Origin of the sequence: Odoribacter lunatus, assembly GCF_943193135.1 — a bacterium.
GTDB classification, from domain to species: Bacteria; Bacteroidota; Bacteroidia; order Bacteroidales; family Marinifilaceae; genus Culturomica; species Culturomica lunata.
The window spans coordinates 1-20461 of the sequence record NZ_CALPCZ010000008.1; the positions used below are offsets into that span (position 1 = coordinate 1).

The 20461-nt window shown below is 41.0% G+C and carries 16 protein-coding genes; 7 read left to right on the plus strand and 9 right to left on the minus strand.

Annotation, left to right across the window (positions count from 1 at the left end; genetic code table 11):
• The first annotated feature begins 202 nt into the window (after positions 1-202).
• Together NFR61_RS04820 and NFR61_RS04825 are read left to right on the plus strand one after the other, a co-directional pair.
• Positions 203-3430: a SusC/RagA family TonB-linked outer membrane protein gene (locus NFR61_RS04820; protein WP_251621161.1), complete on the plus strand. Its 3228-nt coding sequence runs from the start codon at positions 203-205 to the stop codon at positions 3428-3430.
• 22 nt (positions 3431-3452) lie between these two features.
• The gene (locus NFR61_RS04825) at positions 3453-5480 is read left to right on the plus strand and encodes a RagB/SusD family nutrient uptake outer membrane protein (RefSeq protein WP_251621163.1); all 2028 of its coding nucleotides are present in this window, start codon (positions 3453-3455) and stop codon (positions 5478-5480) included.
• Between the two features lie 85 nt (positions 5481-5565).
• On the opposite strand, the gene deoC is transcribed toward NFR61_RS04825, so the two are convergent.
• The gene (deoC, locus tag NFR61_RS04830; RefSeq protein ID WP_251621164.1) at positions 5566-6447 is read right to left on the minus strand and encodes a deoxyribose-phosphate aldolase; all 882 of its coding nucleotides are present in this window, start codon (positions 6445-6447) and stop codon (positions 5566-5568) included.
• A 21-nt stretch (positions 6448-6468) separates the two neighbouring features.
• Positions 6469-6819, minus strand: coding sequence for an MmcQ/YjbR family DNA-binding protein (locus NFR61_RS04835; protein ID WP_251621165.1), 351 nt, complete (start codon positions 6817-6819; stop codon positions 6469-6471).
• A 99-nt stretch (positions 6820-6918) separates the two neighbouring features.
• On the opposite strand from NFR61_RS04835, the gene mutS reads away from it, so the two are divergent.
• The gene (mutS, locus tag NFR61_RS04840) at positions 6919-9534 is read left to right on the plus strand and encodes a DNA mismatch repair protein MutS (protein WP_251621174.1); all 2616 of its coding nucleotides are present in this window, start codon (positions 6919-6921) and stop codon (positions 9532-9534) included.
• Positions 9535-9541: 7 nt separating this feature from the next.
• Here mutS and NFR61_RS04845 read toward each other — a convergent pair whose 3' ends face one another.
• Both NFR61_RS04845 and NFR61_RS04850 read right to left on the minus strand, forming a co-directional pair.
• Positions 9542-10354 carry a peptidylprolyl isomerase gene (locus tag NFR61_RS04845; RefSeq protein WP_251621175.1) on the minus strand — a complete coding sequence of 271 codons (813 nt, stop codon included), beginning with the start codon at positions 10352-10354 and terminating at the stop codon, positions 9542-9544.
• A gap of 1 nt (position 10355) precedes the next feature.
• The gene (locus tag NFR61_RS04850) at positions 10356-11150 is read right to left on the minus strand and encodes a peptidylprolyl isomerase (protein ID WP_251621176.1); all 795 of its coding nucleotides are present in this window, start codon (positions 11148-11150) and stop codon (positions 10356-10358) included.
• 115 nt (positions 11151-11265) lie between these two features.
• Here NFR61_RS04850 and NFR61_RS04855 point away from each other — a divergent pair, with 115 nt between their 5' ends.
• Both NFR61_RS04855 and NFR61_RS04860 read left to right on the plus strand, forming a co-directional pair.
• Entirely contained in the window at positions 11266-11676 is a 411-nt protein-coding gene (locus tag NFR61_RS04855; RefSeq protein WP_251621177.1) for an SPOR domain-containing protein, read from the plus strand.
• 47 nt (positions 11677-11723) lie between these two features.
• A complete protein-coding gene (locus NFR61_RS04860) occupies positions 11724-12188 on the plus strand; it encodes a hypothetical protein (protein WP_251621179.1) in 465 nt (154 codons plus the stop codon).
• A gap of 14 nt (positions 12189-12202) precedes the next feature.
• Here the strand turns inward: NFR61_RS04860 and rpoN are convergent, their stop codons facing one another.
• The 5 genes from rpoN to NFR61_RS04885 form a co-directional block, all read right to left on the minus strand.
• Entirely contained in the window at positions 12203-13696 is a 1494-nt protein-coding gene (rpoN, locus tag NFR61_RS04865; protein ID WP_251621181.1) for an RNA polymerase factor sigma-54, read from the minus strand.
• Between the two features lie 9 nt (positions 13697-13705).
• Complete coding sequence (gene asnS, locus NFR61_RS04870; protein ID WP_251621185.1) at positions 13706-15151, minus strand: asparagine--tRNA ligase; 1446 nt, start codon at positions 15149-15151, stop codon at positions 13706-13708.
• Positions 15152-15221: 70 nt separating this feature from the next.
• Positions 15222-16340 carry a radical SAM family heme chaperone HemW gene (hemW, locus tag NFR61_RS04875; RefSeq protein WP_251621187.1) on the minus strand — a complete coding sequence of 373 codons (1119 nt, stop codon included), beginning with the start codon at positions 16338-16340 and terminating at the stop codon, positions 15222-15224.
• Positions 16341-16351: 11 nt separating this feature from the next.
• Positions 16352-16978 (minus strand): lipid-A-disaccharide synthase N-terminal domain-containing protein, encoded by a 627-nt coding sequence (locus NFR61_RS04880; RefSeq protein ID WP_420910103.1) that lies wholly within the window; start codon positions 16976-16978, stop codon positions 16352-16354.
• Positions 16974-17705: a glycosyltransferase family 2 protein gene (locus NFR61_RS04885; protein WP_251621189.1), complete on the minus strand. Its 732-nt coding sequence runs from the start codon at positions 17703-17705 to the stop codon at positions 16974-16976. The genes NFR61_RS04880 and NFR61_RS04885 overlap by 5 nt, the downstream gene beginning before the upstream one ends.
• Positions 17706-17782: 77 nt before the next feature.
• Between NFR61_RS04885 and pyrH the strand changes: the two genes are divergently transcribed.
• Complete coding sequence (gene pyrH, locus NFR61_RS04890) at positions 17783-18493, plus strand: UMP kinase (protein ID WP_251621190.1); 711 nt, start codon at positions 17783-17785, stop codon at positions 18491-18493.
• Positions 18494-18531: 38 nt separating this feature from the next.
• A complete protein-coding gene (gene dxs / locus NFR61_RS04895) occupies positions 18532-20406 on the plus strand; it encodes a 1-deoxy-D-xylulose-5-phosphate synthase (protein ID WP_251621191.1) in 1875 nt (624 codons plus the stop codon).
• Positions 20407-20461: the final 55 nt, after the last annotated feature.

Genomic DNA, 20461 nt, shown 5'->3' on the forward strand with positions numbered 1-20461 from the left:
TGATTAATTTTTTTAATTATTTTTTTAGCCTCTTATATTCAAACGTTTGCGTAATGTGATACATGCTTAGTAGGCATCTGATATAAGCCAAGAAAATAAGAGTAAATTTTAAAATAACAGGAAATTTATTCCAACTCCATAACAGGAGAGGTGAATAAGTGACCTTTATTTATATAAATACTTAATTTTAAACATTTTAATTATGACAAAACACTTAGGATTAGCAGCAATGCTACTTTTCTCTTTTTTCTTATGTGTGGGTAACCACGCATTTGCAGGAAAGAGGACGTCGAGTACCTTTGCGGAACAAAAAGCAGGGGCATGTACCGGCGTAGTGAAGGATGCTACTGGAGAGACTATTGTCGGGGCATCTGTGGTAGTGAAAGAAAGTATGAGTTCCAGCATCAACGGAACGACTACCGGTATTGACGGTGATTTCACATTAAACAATGTGCCGGTAGGAAGTACGATTATCGTTTCCTTTATCGGTTATGTGACTCAAGAGGTAACCTGGACGGGTACTCCTCTTACCATTGTACTGAAAGCGGACAACCAAACGTTGGACGAAGTGGTTGTGGTAGGTTACGGTACACAAAAGAAAGTGAACGTAACGGGAGCCGTAAGTATGGTCGGTTCGGATGTTATCGAATCCCGTCCGGTGGCTAACGTAAGCCAGGCTTTGCAAGGAGCCATCCCAGGATTGAACCTCAGTACGACAAATGCCGGCGGGCAGTTGGATGCTACCATGAATCTTAACATCCGTGGTACAGGTTCTATCGGTGACGGTTCGGTAGATAATCCGTTGGTATTGATTGACGGTATCGAAGGCGATTTAAGTTCTCTGAACCCCAATGATATTGAGTCCGTATCCGTATTGAAAGATGCTGCTTCAGCTTCTATTTACGGTGCACGTGCCGCATTTGGTGTAATTTTGGTGACAACGAAGAGCGGTAAGTCCGGTAAAGTAAGGGTAACTTACTCCGGTGACGTACGTTTCAGTACAGCGACACAAGTTCCGGAGATGGTGGATTCCTATAAATTTGCTACTTTCTTTAATGCTGCACAGTATAATGTAAACGGAGGTGCCCAATTCAATGAGGAAACGATGGAAAGAATCTTAAAATTCCAACGTGGAGAGTATACGGATCCAACTCAACCGGAATATTACGGAACAATCGCAGCCAGCAATGGTAAATGGAGTAATTATACCAGCGCCTTCGCCAATACGGATTGGTTTAAAGAACATTACAAGAAAGGTGTACCTTCAACACAGCACAATTTGAGCTTGAGCGGAGGGACCGAGAAAGTCAGCTGGTCTTTCAGCGGAGGTTATTTGCAACAGAATGGTTTGATCCGCCACGGACATGATGAGTTAGACCGTTACACTATTAACGGAAAAATCGGCGCAGAATTAGCTTCCTGGGCCCGTATGGAATATTCCACCAAATGGACACGTACCGATTATTCAAAACCCCAATATATGGATGGCCATTTCTTCCACAATATCGCTCGTCGCTGGCCCACTTGTCCGGTAGTAGATCCCAACGGTCACTGGATGGCAGAAATGGAAATCGAAGAGTTGGAAAACGGAGGTAAATACAAAACGAACAAGGATTGGTTTACACAACAGTTGAAATTTATTTTCACTCCGTTAGCAGGATGGAATATCTACGCAGAAGGAGCCATCCGGGTCGCCAATGAAAAAACGTATCAAAGTCAGATTCCTATTTACAACTACGACGTCGCAGGAAATCCGATGTTACGCGATTCCGATTACGGTACAGTAACTAATGTATATGACAACCGATTCCGTCAAAACTATTATGCAACCAATATCTATACGGATTATACCCGCAGTTTTGGCAAGCACAACGGAAAAGTACTGGTCGGTTTGAATTATGAACGTTATAATCAAGATGCTTTATACGGAGAAGGTTATAGCTTAACAACGGAAGACAAACCCTATCTAAGCCAAACACAGGAAAGACACTTTGTCAGCGATTCATATTGGAGACGTGCAACCGCCGGTTATTTTGCCCGTTTGAACTATGACTATGATGCCAAATATCTGGCAGAGTTCAATATTCGTTATGACGGTTCTTCCCGTTTCTTAAGCGACAACCGTTGGGCATGGTTCCCCTCTGCTTCTTTAGGCTGGAATATTGCACGTGAAGACTTTTTCGGTAGTTTGAGCAATAGTATCAGTACATTGAAAGTTCGCGGCTCCTGGGGTCAATTGGGTAATACCAGTTCAAATTACAATAGCTTTTGGGATTGGTATCCTTTCTACCAACAACAAGCAATTTCTTCCGCCAACAGCGGTTGGTTGATCGACGGTAAAAAACAGAATACCGCCAGCCTTCCCGGAATTGTAAACTCTACGATGACTTGGGAAACCGTAGAGACTTGGGATATAGGTTTGGATTGGTCTGCCTTCAATAACCGTTTGACCGGTACATTCGACTGGTTTACCCGTACGACGAAAGACATGATCGGACCGGCTCCCGTATTAGGCTCTGTATTAGGAACCAATGCCCCAAAAACTAATAACTGCGATATGCGTTCACGCGGTTGGGAATTGGAAATCAGCTGGCGCGACCGAATCAATGAGTTTAGCTATGGCGCCCGTTTCAATATTTCAGACAGCCGTTCTAAGATTTTGAGTTATCCGTATGACGGGGCTTTCGAAAATCAAAGTTATTCCGGTTACTACAATGGTAAATACCTGAATGAAATCTGGGGTTATACAACAAAGGGTATCGCCCAATCTGATGAAGAAATGGCAAACTGGCAGGCAAACAATAAGCCGAACTGGGGTAGCAACTGGAGCGCCGGTGATATTATGTACAAAGACTTAAATGGAGACGGTGTTGTTAATGCCGGAGCCAGTACATTGGGAGATCACGGCGACTTGAAACGTATCGGTAACTCTACACCGCGTTACCGTGTCGGTTTGAATTTGGATGCTTCCTGGAAAGGATTTGATTTCTCCGTTTTCTTCCAAGGCGTAATGAAACGTGACTGGATGTTCGGAGCCGGAGAGCCTTATTTTTGGGGTGCAGGTGTCGGTATGTGGCAAGCTGCCGTATTCAAAGAACACATGGATTACTGGCGGGAAGATAACCGCAATGCTTATTACGCAAAACCTTATTTCGGTATTAATAAGAATCAACAGTCTCAAACCCGTTATTTGCAGGATGCTTCTTACATCCGTTGTAAAAACATACAGTTAGGATACAGCCTCCCACAATCCGTTCTTAGTCATGTAGGCTTAAGCAATTGCAGAATCTATGTATCTTGTGATAACGCCTTTACGATTACAAAAATGTCGAAAGTGTTCGATCCTGAAGTATTAGGCGGAGATTGGGGTTCCGGTAAAACCTATCCGTTGCAACGGGTGATTTCTTTAGGATTGAATCTGAGTTTTTAATTTAATTAAATAGAGAAATATTATGAAGTTCAATATAAAAAATTTAGGAATCGGCATATTGATCGGGACGGCAAGTATGGTTACTTCGTCCTGTAACGACATGCTTGATTTGGAACCTGTCAACCAGATTACTCCTGAATCTTATTATTCTTCGGCAGATCAATTGGGTGCCTATCTGAATAACTATTACAATTCATTTTTGGCTGCTCCTTATTCTGGTTCAATGTTCCATGCATCAAATTATAACGATGGAATGGCACAATCAGACGGAAATACCGATATTATGTGTGTCGGAGGCGGAAATACCACTTTATTTTCCAATGATCATTGGGAAGTAAGTTCCGACAAAGCACTTCAGGGATATTATGGAAATGTTCGTATTTGCAATTATTTCCTGGAAAAAGCAACAAGCGGTTTTGAAGCCGGAAATATCAGTGGCTCCACGGAATTGATAAAGAATTATATCGGAGAAGGATATTTCTTTCGCGCTATAACTTATTTCCGTATGCTGGCATTGTACGGTGATTTACCAATTGTAACGGAAGTATTGGAGGATAAAAACGATGTGTTGGTGGCTAACAGCCAGCGTGCACCACGTAACGAAGTGGCTCGTTTTATTCTGCAAGATTTGGATAAGGCTATCGCCAATCTAGCCAACCGTAGCATGTTTAACGGACAACGTTTAAACAAGGAAGCTGCTTTGTTATTTAAATCCCGGGTTGCTTTGTTTGAGGCTACGTTTGAAAAGTACCACAAAGGTTCCGGACGTGTACCGGGCGATGCCAATTGGCCGGGAGCTCAAATGCCTTACAACAGTGGTAAAAGTTTCAATATCGACAGCGAAATTGATTTCTTCCTGACAGAAGCAATGAACGCAGCCAGACAGATTGGAGATATTACACTGACACAGAATAATGGTATCATGCAACCCCAAGTCGGAACAATCGCCGGCTGGAATCCCTATTTCGAAATGTACAGCCAAAGTTCATTGGCAGGCGTTCCCGAAGTTTTATTGTGGAAACAATATAGCCGAGGACAAAGTATCACCCACGATGTACCAAGACGTACAATGTCCGGTTGTAATGACGGTTATACCCGTAGTTTCATTCAATCATTCTTAATGAAAAGCGGTTTACCGATTTATGCTGATGCAGATTATCAGGAAGATGTTACATTGGATGATACAAAAGCTAACCGTGATGAACGTTTGCAATTGTTTGTATGGGGAGAAAGCAATGTACTTTATACTGATCCGATCGTAGTAGATTCTCTACGGGGGACAGAATTCGGGAATCCGGGCATCACCGAGGCTTTAGCAGAGATTCGAAGCATTACCGGTTACCAACCGCGTAAATATTTTACCTACGATTATGACCAGTATAACAATGATGAGTTGAGAGGTATCAATGCTTGCCCGATATTCCGGTCTGCCGAAGCCATGCTGAACTATATTGAAGCATGCTACGAAAAAACTGGAAGTATTGACGGAACAGCTGCATCCTATTGGCGTGCCTTACGCGAACGCGCCGGCGTTAGCACGGATTTCAATGCAACTATCGCAGCTACAGATTTATCTCAAGAACTTGACTTAGCTGTTTATTCTGGAACAGCAATGGTTAGTCCGACATTGTACAATATCCGTCGGGAACGTGTTAATGAATTATTCAGTGAAGGACAACGCTTTGCCGATTTAATTCGTTGGCGTTCTTTCGATAAAATGATCACTACCAAATGGGTACCTGAAGGCTGTAATTTCTGGGATAATATGTATAAATTTTATGAACAAGATACTGTGCATTTTATTGCAAACGGTAGTAATAATGCAACCGTATCTAAGAAAGAGTTAGGTAAATATCTTCGTCCATACAGTCGTAGCTTAGAAGCATCCAATGAATTGCGTGACGGTTACACATGGCATGAGGCTTATTATCTCTATCCATTAGGTATCAGCGATTTGCGGACAGCATCTTCCGATCGGGATTTGAACACCAGTAATATGTATCAAAACATCAACTGGCCTGCAGAAGCTGGTGGACATGCTTTGAAATAAAAACAGGTTCAATTCTCATAAAAAGAAACGAGGTTCGCAATGAACCTCGTTTTTTTATGAACATTACTTTAATGAACCTTGCTTTTTATTCATCCGTTTTTTCCCTAACGGATTTTATTTCTTTCAAAATATCATCCAAAAGCTGGGAGGTACCGATTCTGAAATAGTTTGAGGTCAGCCATTCGCGGCCCAGGATATGATTGACTATCGTCAGGTAACGCAAAGCATTCGCAGCCTTTGATACACCTCCCGCTACTTTTAAACCTACTTTTTTACCCGTACGCGCATGATATTGCTTTATCGCCTCACACATGGCATACACGGCTTCCGGCGTCGCATTTACAGGCACTTTCCCAGTCGATGTTTTAATGAAATCAACTCCGGCATACATACTTACCAATGAAGCGTAAAAAATGTCCTCTATGTTTTTTAATTCACCGGTTTCCAATATGACTTTCAAGCGTACTCCTTCACATACATTCCGTATGGCAGACAATTCCTTATAAATTTTCTCAAAGTTCTTTTCCAATACATCTCCCACAGAAATGACAACATCTACTTCCTGTGCTCCCGCAGCTATCGCCATTCTACATTCCGAGAGTTTAAGCTCTACAAAGGTTTGAGAAGCCGGAAATCCACCTGCAACAACTGTCGTAGCTATTGTCGTATTTGTTAATGCCTCCCGGACTGTTCCTGCAAAATTGGGGTAAACACAAACTGATGCGACTTCTTTTAAGTTCCCTTTTTTCAATTTCTTCAATAAATCAATAACAAAAGCCTTTACAGAATCTTCCGTGTCTGTCGCTTTCAAAGTCGTATAATCCATACAGGAAACACAGAATTCCAGGTTTTCAATACAATAGGCTTGTTTCACTTCTTTTTCGACAACTCCATCCAACTCAAATTGTATCCGATCTTCCAGATTCAAAACGGTATAAGACGACAATATTTCCGAAATTTTTTCCATATAGTGATATTTATTTTCTATTTACAGCCCCAACTCTGCCCTTACTGCTTTCGTCAGTTTGGCTATCACCAATTTATAGGAGTTTAACACCCATACTTTTAACAGACTATCACTGACTGACCCGTCTATTAATACGGTGTTCCAATGTCTCTTGTTCATGTGAAAACCGGGAAGTACCGAAACAAATGTTTCCCGCATTTCTATTGCCTCATCCGGGTCACATTTTAAATTCATTTTTAAATTTCCCTCCAATGAGGCAAAACAGAACATTTTTCCTCCGACTTTAAATACCAAGGTCTCTTCATCAAACGGCATATCCTCTTTTACGTGAGGCAGACTAAGACAATATTCCCGTAATTCTTCTATGTTCATACGGACAAAATTAAACAATGTTTATGAGCTTTTAAATTTTCTCCGACAAAATATTTATATTTGCCTTAGGATTGGTGTGTAAACAAAACACGTTGAAATATGGCCAAAAAAGACAGTGAAGAGACTCCCTTGATGCAACAATATTATTCTATGAAAGCCAAATATCCGGATGCTATTATGTTGTACCGGATGGGGGATTTTTATGAGACTTTCGGGGAGGACGCTGTCATTACGTCACAAATTCTCGGCATTACACTTACGAAGCGTTCACACGGCTCTCCCGGAGATACCCGGCTGGCAGGATTTCCTCACCATGCTTTAGATACGTATTTACCTAAATTGGTTCGCGCCGGACAACGGGTTGCCATCTGCGAGCAACTAGAAGACCCGAAGAAAACAAATAAGCTCGTAAAACGAGGTGTCATTGAACTGGTTACACCCGGCGTATCTTACGGTGAATATACAACAGATGCCAAAAGCAATGTTTTTCTTGCCTCGGTCTCTTTTACAAAGACGGAAGTCGGTTTGTCCCTACTGGATTTGTCTACCGGCGAATTTCTGACAACAGAAGGGTCTCATAATGTCATTGATAAGTTACTGAATAGCTTCCAGCCCAAAGAGGTGGTTTATGCCAAAGGACAAGAAAACCAGTTTAAGGAGTTGTTCGGAAACAAATTCTATATGTATCCTATCGAAGAATGGTTCTTTGAGAAGAATGCCGCTCAGGATAAATTGAAAAAACATTTTGATGTTTCTTCTCTAAAGGGGTTCGGTATTGAAAATATGAATTGCGGTATTTCCTCCGCAGGAGCTATCCTCAGTTATTTGGAGCTGACCAAGCATGACCTTATTTCACATATTACGTCTATATCCAGAATAGACGAATCGAGTTGTGTGCTTTTGGATAAATTTACGCTCCGCAATCTGGAATTGCTTCAATCTCCTTATGAAGAAGGTAAGTCGTTGGTTGATGTTATTGACCGAACTATTACCCCTATGGGAGGCCGTACACTTCGCCGCTGGATTTGTATGCCACTGAAATCTCCGGAAAAAATCAATGAACGCCTCCAAATTACGGATTGTTTCATCAAAAATGAAGCAGAAAGGCTCGAAATAGAGGTTTTATTACGAAACATCGGAGACCTTGAACGACTGGCATCTAAAATTGCCGTGGGACGCATTACACCCCGTGAAATGGTGCAATTAAAAATTGCATTAAGTTGTATCCCGACATTACAACAACAGTGTGCAAAGATCAATAATCCGGTACTTTCCCAATTAATAAACCAATTAGACGCTTGTCAGGCGTTATACGAGAAGATTGAACAGGAAATTCAGGAAAACGCCCCCAATATGATCAATAAAGGCGGGGTTATCGCAGAAGGCGTATGCCCCGAATTAGATGAATTACGCAATATCTCCGCCCATGGCAAAGATTTGCTTGATCAAATGTTACAACGGGAAATAGAGAATACCGGTATCCCTTCTTTAAAAATCAATTCCAATAATGTTTTCGGTTATTATATAGAAGTTACTAAAGCCCATAAAGACAAAGCACCCGATACCTGGATTCGCAAACAAACGTTGGTAAACGCCGAACGCTATATTACACCTGAATTAAAGGAGTATGAAGATAAAATTCTCGGAGCGGAAGACCGAATTTTAGAACTTGAAACGGAGCTTTACAATAATTTATTAGTGGAGGCAACCTCTTATATCCGGCAAATACAATCCGACGCGAAAATTATCGCATCATTGGACACTTTGATTTCTTTTGCCGAAATTTCCATCGCCAATAAATACAACTGTCCGGAAATTAATGATTCCGATTGCCTCGAAATTAAAGCAGGACGGCATCCCGTCATTGAAAAACAGCTACCTCCCGGTGAAGAATATATCGCTAATGATATTTATCTGGATAACCAAACACAGCAGATTATCATCATTACCGGACCCAATATGGCGGGAAAATCTGCTCTCCTGCGCCAGACAGCATTAATTGTCATTATGGCACAAGCCGGTTGTTTCATCCCTGCTGAATCTGCCCAAATCGGGTATATTGATAAAATATTTACACGCGTCGGGGCTTCCGACAATATTTCACAAGGAGAATCCACGTTTATGGTGGAAATGAATGAAGCAGCCAATATTCTCAATAATATTTCCAACCGTAGTTTGGTACTGTTTGACGAATTAGGACGAGGGACTTCCACCTATGACGGCATTTCCATTGCGTGGGCTATTGTAGAATTTCTGCATGAACATCCAAAGTACAAAGCCAAAACTTTGTTTGCAACCCATTATCATGAATTGAATGAAATGGAACATGCCTTCAAAAAAATTAAAAACTTTAACGTATCGGTAAAAGAAGTAAATAATAAAGTCGTTTTTCTTAGAAAACTGGTAAAGGGAGGTTCTAATCATTCTTTCGGTATTCAGGTAGGGAAAATGGCTGGTTTACCTCAATCCGTGATAAAAAGGGCAACTGACATCTTGAAGCAATTGGAAAACGACCGGGATAAAAACGGTTCCATACAAAAGAATGTAGAAAACATCGCTTCCGAGCGAGAAGGATTACAACTCAGCTTTTTCCAATTAGACGACCCCATTTTATTACAAATCCGGGATGAAATAGCAGGACTTGACATCAACAGCCTGACTCCGCTTGAAGCCTTGAATAAACTTAATGAAATCAAAAAAATTGCCGGAATTTGATAGCAAATTATTTTTTCGTCAATTTTGCCTTCAAAATAATAACATCTTCTTCGGGACGATTATTTTTTCCGGTTTTTTGTGATGCTATTTTATCAATAACATCTAATCCTTCCACCACCTCTCCGAAAACGGTGTATTCTCCATCTAAGAACGGCGTACCTCCCATTGTTTTATAGACTTCTCTTCTTTCAGCCGGTATCAAATGGGCAGTATAGTCTTTAAATTGAGCTTCTATCTCCATTTGTATAGAACGAATCAAACTGTCCGCTTTCGCCCGTTGATTCGTTTCCATATATTGCTGCATTTCTGCTTGTTTGGGCTGAAACAATTTCATGCCTAAGCTGTTTTTGGCACTCATCAGCCTGCCTTGTTCCAGATTATCCAGTTCTGCATCAGTATAGGTTTTCCCCTGAACGATATAAAATTGTTCACCGGAAGACCTTTTCTCCGGATTAACCTGGTCTCCCTGTCGTGCCGCACACAATGCCCCTTTTTCATGAAAATGCCCGGGACGAAATTCTGCCTCCAGCGTATAGCCGGGATCTCCCATCCCCAACATCTTGCCTTTTTCCGCATTTCTTGAATCCGAAGAACCGCCTTGTATCATAAATCCTTCTATAACCCTATGAAATAACAGTCCATCATAGTGCTTCTCTTTTACTAATTTCAAAAAGTTTTCTGCATGAATCGGAGTATCTTCATACAACTTTAATTTAATGGTTCCATGATTGGTTTCTAACACTACATATTGATATTTATCTGCTTTCACAAGACCAATAAATACCCCCATAAATAAACATACAAAAAGTAACTTCTTCATCTTATTTAATTTCTATAATTTTTACATCCCGTTCCGGACGATTATTTTCATCCGTTTTCAACTTCGTAATTCTATCAACCACATCCATCCCCTTTGTTACTTCCCCGAAAATAGTATAAGCTCCATCAAGAAAAGGTATTCCACCCTCCGTTGTATAGCTTTTTCTCTGTTCCTCCGTTAATATAAATTTCTCTCCGGCAAAAAGTTCACTTACTTGTTCCGATATTTTCTTATTCAATTCCATAAGAGCATCATAATCTTTTGCCGATTCATATGCCCTGATTTCAACCTCATATTGCTGTTTCACTTTATCAAAAAGTGTCTGCTGCCGACGAAAATTAATTTGTTCCACTACTGAATCCAATTCTCCCGGACGATAAACATGTCCTTGCACTATATAAAAATGCGAACCGCTAGAACGCCGTTCCGGATTTACATTATCCCCTTCCCTGGCGGCAGCAATTACCCCACGTTTATGTATTAATTCCGGACGAATCTCCGCGTCAATCTTATAACCAATATCTCCCGCACCCAATATCATTTGAGAACGGGCATTACGAGATGCAGGATCACCTGTTTGTATTACAAAATCAGGTATCACCCGATGAAACAACATCCCTTCATAATATTTTTCCTTTACCAATTTCACAAAATTATCCCGATGCTCTGGTGTTACATCATAAAGCCGAATATGAATTTCTCCCACATTCGTTTTTATAACAAATGTATTTTCTTCATTTCTCCGGCAACCGATCAAAAACAATACGGCCAATAGAATAATTAAAAAGTACTTCATAATCATTTTTTAATACTTCTACGCAAAATTAATCTATCCACATAAAAATAAATAATATTTTTTCTAAATTTGTAAAATATAAAATTAATTACAACGTCCTAAAATATCATTGAGTATGAAAACAAGTTCTATCTGGCTTTTAACCACGTTATTATGCATCATTATTTCATGTAAAGAAAAAAAACAACCGTTGCCGCTTGTAGAAGCACCTGTTGTTGTTGAAAAAGATACATTACCTGAAGACGAGCCTGTTGTCGAAATAAAAGAAGAGGTGAAGCCTATAAGACATGAAGTCCAAAACTATTTCTTAATTGCTGGCTGTTTTGAGTACAAAGAAAATGCCGACAAACTATGTAACAAACTGCAAAAAGAAGGATATGATTCTAAAATCATAACTTATTTTGAAAATTTATATCTGGTATCCTATGACGGTTTCCCGACTCGTAAAGAAGGTTTGCAAGCACTGAAAGAGATTCGCAAAGAAAAAGGGAAAGAAAAAACATGGCTTTATAAATCAGAATATTAAATTTGAATATATATCTTTGTGCACGAAGTAATTTAATGACTCTGCAAATGCAAAAAATAGGATTAATCGGTTTTATTGTGATGTTGTGTGTGATTAGTTGCAAAAATAATCCGCTTCCGCCTCAGCATTTGACAACAATTCAAGTAGCCCGTAATACGGAAGAATCCGGAAAAACAGCAACTCAAACGAACACTACAAATACAACAGAGTCAGACTCTTATGCAACATCCAACAATTCATCTTTAAGAAATTCCCAATCAGAGCAAGGTATGGAGTGGCATATTATTATTGCCAGCTACCGAAACAATGAACGTCAACGGGCAGAAAAAGTATTAAAGGGATTAAAAGCTGAAAATTATCCGGCACAAATCATTGACACCAAAGGAAGACTAAGAATTAGTATCGAACACCATTTTTCAGAAGCAAAAGCTTACGAAAGACGTGCCGAATTTTTAAAAATCCCCGGATTCGAGGGTACATGGATTTTAAAAATGCCCTCCGGTAGAGAGTAAATATACAAATTCAATTACACTTTTCGTCTCAAACGGGCTACGGGTATATCAAGCATTTGACGATATTTGGCAACCGTACGTCGAGCAATGGGATAGCCCCGTTTTTCCATTTGTTCTACTAATTCATCATCTGTTAGAGGTTTCTTTTTGTCTTCCGCAGCGATGATATTTTTTAATACATTCCGCAACTCTCCGGTACTAATCTCCTCACCGGAACTATTCTGCATGCTGACTGAAAAGAAATCTTTTAACGCATATATTCCGAACCACGTTTGTACGTATTTAGAACTTGAAACTCTCGACACGGTCGAAACATCCAACCCGGTAACATCAGCTATATCTCGCAAAATCATCGGTTTAAGCAAATTTTCATCCCCCGTCAGAAAAAATTGCTTCTGAAACTGAACAATAGCTGTCATCGTAAGCATCAACGTATTATTACGCTGCCGTACGGCATCAACAAAAGAGCGGGCCGAATTCAATTTATACTTTATAAAAGTAAGTACATCCCGTTTGTTCTTGCTTGATTCCCCCTTTTTATAACCATCTAAAATATTTAAATACGACTTGTTAATTCTTAACTCCGGAATATCTCCCATATTCAAGCTCAATTGCAATTCCCCATCAACCAAATCCAAGATAAAATCTGGAATAATTTTTTCCGACGTCTGTTCTAATAAATTACCGGACAACGTCCCCCCTGGTTTCGGATTCAATTTCAATATCTCCTGAATCGCTTCCCTCATCTCATCGTCTGACAAATGAAGGCGTCGGGCTATTTTTTCATAATGTTTCTTAGCAAACTCCTCAAAACATTCCTCTAATATAGAACGAGCATGACTTAAAACATCATTCGAAATAATACCTTTTTTATGCACAATCTGCAATAAAAGACACTCTCGCAAATTACGGGCACCGACGCCAAACGGCTCAAACTCCTGAATTATTTTCAGTAAATATTCGACCTCCTCTTCCGTAACTTCAACTCCGGCTCCAAATGCCAAATCATCGACAATATTCTCAATATCTCGCCGCAAATAACCATCATCATCAATATTGCCGATAATATATTCCGCAATTTTTCGTTGCATATCTGTCAAATTCCTCACGCCTAATTGGCTTGACAGATTTTCATGGAAACTGATACTCTGTGAAAAAGTAAAATTTTTCGGATCATCATCCTGAGAAGCGTTAGAAGCAGATAATCGATACTCAGGAATATCGTCATCATCCGTCATATAATCTTCCAAAGAAAAATCATCATCATTTTCTTTTCGAATCTCCTCCTCTCCATTACGATCCTCCTCTGCATAAACATCCTCTTCTTTATACTCTTCCGTTTCATCTTCCTCCTCGCGTCCTTCTTCCAATAACGGATTCGTCTCCAACTCCTCCTTAATACGTTGCTCCAACTGATACGTAGGAAGCTCAAGCAACTTTATCAGCTGGATTTGAAGAGGGTTAATCTTTAAACCTAATTTCTGTTGTAAATGCTGCTTAAGCGCCATGTATTACTATTAAAATTCCGCATTCTTAGGTGTACGGGGGAAAGGTATCACATCCCGAATATTTCCCATTCCCGTAACAAACAACAACAAACGCTCAAATCCTAAACCGAAGCCGCTATGAACGGCAGAACCGTAACGACGGGTATCTAAATAATAAGACATACTTTCTACTGGTATTCCAACTTCCCGCATACGATTCACCAACTTCTCATAATCCTCTTCACGCTGGGAACCTCCGATAATCTCACCGATTTGAGGGAACAAAACATCCATGGCCGCTACGGTTTTCCCATCGGGATTTTGTTTCATATAAAAAGCCTTTATCTCCTTCGGATAACCGGTCAGGATAACCGGTTTCTTAAAATGTTTTTCCACCAAATAACGCTCATGCTCACTTTGCAAATCTACCCCCCAGCCTGTTACCGGATATTGGAATTTACCGCTTTTATTCTGTTTGCTGTTCTTTAATATCTCTATCGCTTCTGTATAAGACAAACGTTCAAAATCATGTGTTAAAACAAAATTCAGCTTCTCTATCAACTCCATGGAACGCTCCTCCGCTTTCTTCGTTTTTTCTTCTTCCTGTAAACGGGCACTCAAAAACTTCAAATCGTCCATACAATGCTCCAGTGCATATTTAATCAGATATTTCAGAAAATCCTCCGCCAAATCCATATTGTCATTCAGATCATAAAACGCCATCTCCGGTTCTATCATCCAAAATTCTGACAAATGGCGCGTTGTATTTGAATTTTCAGCTCGGAACGTAGGACCAAACGTATAAATCTTTCCCAATGCCATAGCTCCCAACTCTCCTTCCAATTGCCCGCTCACCGTAAGATTTGTTGCCCGGCCAAAAAAATCCTGTTTATAATCAACCTCTCCATTCTCTGTCAAAGGCGGATTTTTCGGGTCCAGTGTAGTAACACGAAACATTTCTCCGGCTCCCTCACAATCCGAAGCTGTAATCAATGGAGTATGCAAATAATAGAAACCGTGTTCATTAAAATATTGATGAATAGCAAAAGCCATCGCATGTCTGATACGAAAAACCGCACCGAACACATTCGTACGGAATCGAAGATGGGCAACCTCCCGCAAAAATTCCAAAGAATGCTTTTTCGGTTGAATCGGATATTTATCGGGATCCGCTTCCCCAAGAACATCCAGTACTTTTGCCTGAATTTCCCGTGCCTGTCCGCTTCCGCTACTTTCTACCAAAAGCCCTTGCACATGAATAGCAGCCCCCGTCGTAATCTTTTTTAAAACCTCTTCCGAAAAATTCTCTGTCTCAACAACAACCTGTATATTGTTAATAGTAGACCCGTCATTCAAAGCAATAAAATTCACCTGTTTATTACCTCGCTTAGTTCTTACCCAACCGCTAATTTCAACTTCCTTGTTACACTCTCCGGATTCCAATAAATCCTTTACGGACACTTTTTTCGTTTTCATCTTGTTTAAAATAAAAGACATTAAATCAATTGAATTTGCAAAAGTAAAGAAATAAGAGCAAAACAACAAGCTACAAAAACAGCTCACTGAAAATTTTATCCGAAACCAACCAGCCGGATTCCGTCAGACAAAACAAATCCCTCCCTTCAACAGCCCAGCCCCGTTCTACATTACGTCTCATTTGTCCGATAAAATGATCCCAGCAAAATCCGAATTTCTCTCTTAAATCCTTTCCCTTTATCCCCCACATAGTGCGAAGACGCGTCATGACATATTCATTATAATAATCAACACAACTTAATTCCTCACGCTCAAAATTTAATTCTTTATTATTTAAAGATTCAATATAAGTTTTTAAATTAGAAACATTCCATTGTCTCGAAGCCAAATCATAAGAATGAGCGGAAGGTCCGAAACCAATATAAGGCTTTTGCTGCCAATAAGACGTATTATGTGTGGAATACTTCCCATTTCTGGCAAAATTAGAAATTTCATAGTGTTCATACCCTGCTTCTTTCAGTAACTGCACAACAACATCATACCGATCCGCAAGTTCATCTTCCGAAAGAGGGCAAAACAATCCCTTCTGGTATCGTTTTTCCAACACTGATCCGGCATCCACACTCAACATATACACTGAAATATGATCTACCGAAAGCCCGAGAGCCTGCATCAAATCCTGATGTAAAATTTCCGGAGACTGTCCCGGTAATCCAATAATCAAATCAATACTTATATTATCAAATCCCAAATGTTGAGCCATTTCAATTCCTTCCAAAACTTGACGGGAAGTGTGTTGTCTGTTGATTCCTTTCAACAAATCATCTTGAAAAGACTGAACACCGATACTGAGCCTATTAAAGCCCAATCTTCTCCAACCCTCCAATTTCTCTGCATTCAAATCTTCCGGATTAACTTCTATCGTCCTCTCTGCAAACGGTGATATACAATAAACATTTTCCAGCTTTTCCGTCAATATCTGGAGCTCCGACAATGACAAACAAGACGGAGTTCCCCCTCCGAAATACAAAGTTTCCACACCTAAAGTCCCCATATAATCCCGTCTCAAATCAACCTCGGCACACAAAGCCCGAATGAATGCCTCTTTCAAACGATCCGAAGCAACCGAATAAAAACCACAGTAAAAACATTTACTCCGGCAAAATGGAACATGAACATAAATCCCCATCTTTCTACAACTCAACCGCCTTCTTTATGAAGTAAATAAATATTCCGGCTATACGCTATCAACCCCGTCGATTGACCCAAAATCAGGACAGGATCCATTCTGTACAATGCATAAGCAACAATAATCAATGAACCCGTCAGGCTAATTAACCAAAAACCCATTGGCAACAAAGATTCGTTCTTCTTTCGGGAATACAGCCACTGGTACACAAAACGAAGCGTAAATATCACCTGCCCCATCGACCCGAACACGAGCAACCACAAAGGAACATTTTCATTCTTGAAAAACTGTTCGACAAATCCCCCGGCATCTTTCAACATGAACAGTATAGCCACAACCGGCGTCAGCATCAAAACATATCGGATTATTCCGGGCAAACCTTGCCAACTCTCTTTTTTATTCAGATTCCAGATATAAATATAATATGAAATCAACTGTCCCAGAATAATAGCAAAATCATCCCGCAACCATCCGTAAATAAACAGCAGATAAGCACCTAAAATACTAAGTTTCCAGAAAATCGAAGGAGACACAACCCGCTTCGCCCTCTCCGACATAATCCACTGTAACAGCAAACGGGCTGAAAAGAAAAGCTGGGCCAGGAAACCGACAACATAAATCATATCCCCTGTATTAATTCAGATTACTCTCGGCAATCTCGTAATTGATATATCGTTTCTTCATCCACCGATAGGCAAAACAATCCTTAAACGGACCGATCAGCCTATTCCACAAATGATACTTCGACACCCCTGCTATTCGCGGGAAATGCCGCACCGGAACCTGCTTTACCCGGCCATGCTGAAGTTGAATCAAAGCCGGCAAAAAACGATGCATACCTGTAAAAAACGGAATCCGTTTCGCATAATCAGTTCTCAACACCTTCAAAGGACATCCCGTATCCTCAACACCGTCATGAGTCATTGAACGACGGAAACCGTTAGCAATACGGGAAGAAAGATTTTTGACAAAACTGTCTTTTCGACCGGTACGAATACCCATCACCATTTCATACTCCCCGGCGTGTTCCAATAAAAGATTAAAATCTTCCGGAGCCGTCTGCAAATCGGCATCAATATATCCCACATACTCCGAACAGGCAACATCTATACCGGCCTTCATCGCCGCACTCAAACCGCCATTCCGGGCCAAACGAATGTGAAAAAAGTCGGAATTCCGCTCACACACCTCTTGAATCAATTGCTCACTGGAATCCGTAGAACCGTCATTTACAAACAACACGCAGGCAGGCATACGGGAAATCTTCAAAAAAGAGGATAATTCCTGTTCTAACCGCAAAATGTTTCCTTCTTCATTGTAAACAGGAACAATAATCGTCAGTTTATAATCGGCAGATTTATTCATACAAATTTTACTTTCAAATTACTCCAAGAATAAAACAAAATTAATTAGCTTTGCTCTACAAAATTAAAGACAAAGGTATGAAATATAAGCGTATTTTATTAAAATTAAGCGGCGAATCTTTAATGGGAAGCCAAAAATACGGCATCGACGTAAACCGCGTTGAAAGCTATGCCCGGCAAATATCCGAAATCTCACAAATGGGAATCCAAATAGGAATAGTCATCGGAGGAGGAAACATTTTCCGGGGATTAAACGGTACAACCAAAGGCTTCGACCGGGTAAAGGGAGACAGCATGGGCATGTTGGCGACAGTCATAAATGCCTTGGCACTCAGCTCTGCATTAGACAACGAAGGATGCAAAAACAAAGTACTCACAGCCATCCGGATGGAACCGATTGGAGAATTTTATTCCAAAGCAAAAGCCGTTGAATACTTGGAACAGGGGTATGTCACAATTTTCAGTGCAGGAACCGGAAACCCCTTCTTCACGACCGACACGGGCAGCAGCCTGCGGGCAATAGAAATAGAAGCCGATGTCATGTTAAAAGGCACAAGAGTAGACGGCATTTATACCGCCGACCCGGAAAAAGACCCGACAGCCGTAAAATTTGATAAAATCACATACGACGAAATCTACAACAAAGGATTAAAAGTTATGGATTTAACCGCCACCACCATGTGCAAAGAGAACCATTTGCCCATTCTTGTTTTCAATATGGACACGGAAGGCAACCTCAAAAAAGTAATAAACGGGGAAGCCATTGGAACCCTTGTCTACGAAAAATAAAAGGCAAATATCGACACCTCCATACCTATCTGTAAATTATGATATTAGATTCTATCAATACACCGGAAGATTTAAAAAAAATTCCGGAAAATTCTTTGGTTGAACTCTGCGGGGAAGTCCGACGAAAAATTATTGAAGACTGTGCCGAAAATCCGGGACACCTGGGAGCAAGCCTGGGGGTCGTGGAACTCACGGTAGCCCTTCATTACGTACTCAATACTCCTTACGATAATCTGGTATGGGACGTCGGACATCAATCTTATGCGCACAAAATCCTCACCGGAAGAAAAGAAGAATTCAAAAACAAACGGGTATACGGAGGTATAAGCGGATTTCCCAAAATGGCGGAAAGTGAATACGACGCATTCGGCACCGGCCACTCCTCGACATCCATTTCCGCCGCATTAGGAATGGCACTGGCTGCGCAAATCAACGGAGAAGAAGACCGTCAATCCGTTGCCATCATCGGCGATGGCTCCCTCACCGGAGGAATGGCATTTGAAGCACTAAACAATGCCGGCATTCATAACGCCAACCTCTTGGTTATCCTCAACGATAACAACATGGCCATCGACCCGAACATCGGCGGATTAAGCCAGTACCTTCTGGATATATCCACCTCCCAGACCTATAACAAAATCAAAAACGATGTATGGAACATGCTGGGAAAATTCAATCGCATCAGCCCCAAAATGCGCAATTTCATCCAAAACATCGACAACAGCATAAAATCCATGTTGCTTAAACGCAGCAATCTGTTTGAGGCCATGGGGCTACGTTACTTCGGACCCGTAGACGGGCACGACATCAACCACTTGGTAAAACTGTTACGTGACCTCAAAAAAATCAAAGGACCCAAAGTCCTCCACTGCATCACCACAAAAGGAAAAGGCTTCAAACAGGCAGAAACAGATCAGATAACATGGCATGCTCCCGGCAAATACAACAAAGACACCGGAGAATTGATACACGAAAAAAACACCTCTGCGGCTCCCAAATTTCAGGAAGTTTTTGGAAACACACTGCTGGAACTTGCGAAGGCCAATAAAAAAATCATTGGCATCACCCCTGCCATGCCTACCGGATGCTCCTTAAACATCATGATGAAAGAAATGCCGGAGCGATGTTTTGATGTAGGCATCGCAGAACAGCACGCCGTCACTTTTTCTGCCGGACTGGCAGCCAAAGGATTCATCCCATTCTGCAACATCTACTCTTCATTCATGCAACGGGCTTACGATCAAATCATCCACGACATAGCCCTGCAAAACCTGAATGTCGTACTTTGTCTGGATCGGGCAGGACTCGTCGGCGCCGACGGAGCAACCCACCACGGAGCCTTTGACCTCGCTTACTTGAGATGTATCCCCAACATCACCATTGCAGCCCCCTTCAACGAAGAAGAACTGCGTAACATGATGTACACTGCCCAACTGCCCGACAAAGGACCATTTGCCATCCGCTATCCGCGGGGACACGGATACATGGCCGAATGGAAGACCCCGATGAGGGAACTGGAAATAGGCAAAGGACGATGTATCTGTGAAGGAGAAAAAATAGCCGTCATTTCCATCGGCACCATCGGTAACACGGCCTTAAACGCCATCAGGAAATTTCCGGAAGGAACAGCAGCGCTCTACGACATGCGTTTCTTAAAACCCCTCGACGAACATTTATTGGAACAAATTTTCAACAAACACAACCGCATCATCACAATAGAAGACGGTTGCATCATCGGAGGACTGGGAGACGCCGTTATAGAATACATGGCGGTTCACCACCATCAAGCCACCGTCGTCAGAATGGGAATCCCGGACAAATTCATTGAACACGGAACCACACAACAGCTACGTGCCGAATGCGGATTCGACGAAGAAGCCGTATACAAGCAAATCCGGGAATTATTGAATTAAATCTCGAATCTCACAAGTGCGAATAGTGTATTTTTTATATTTTTTACAAATATGC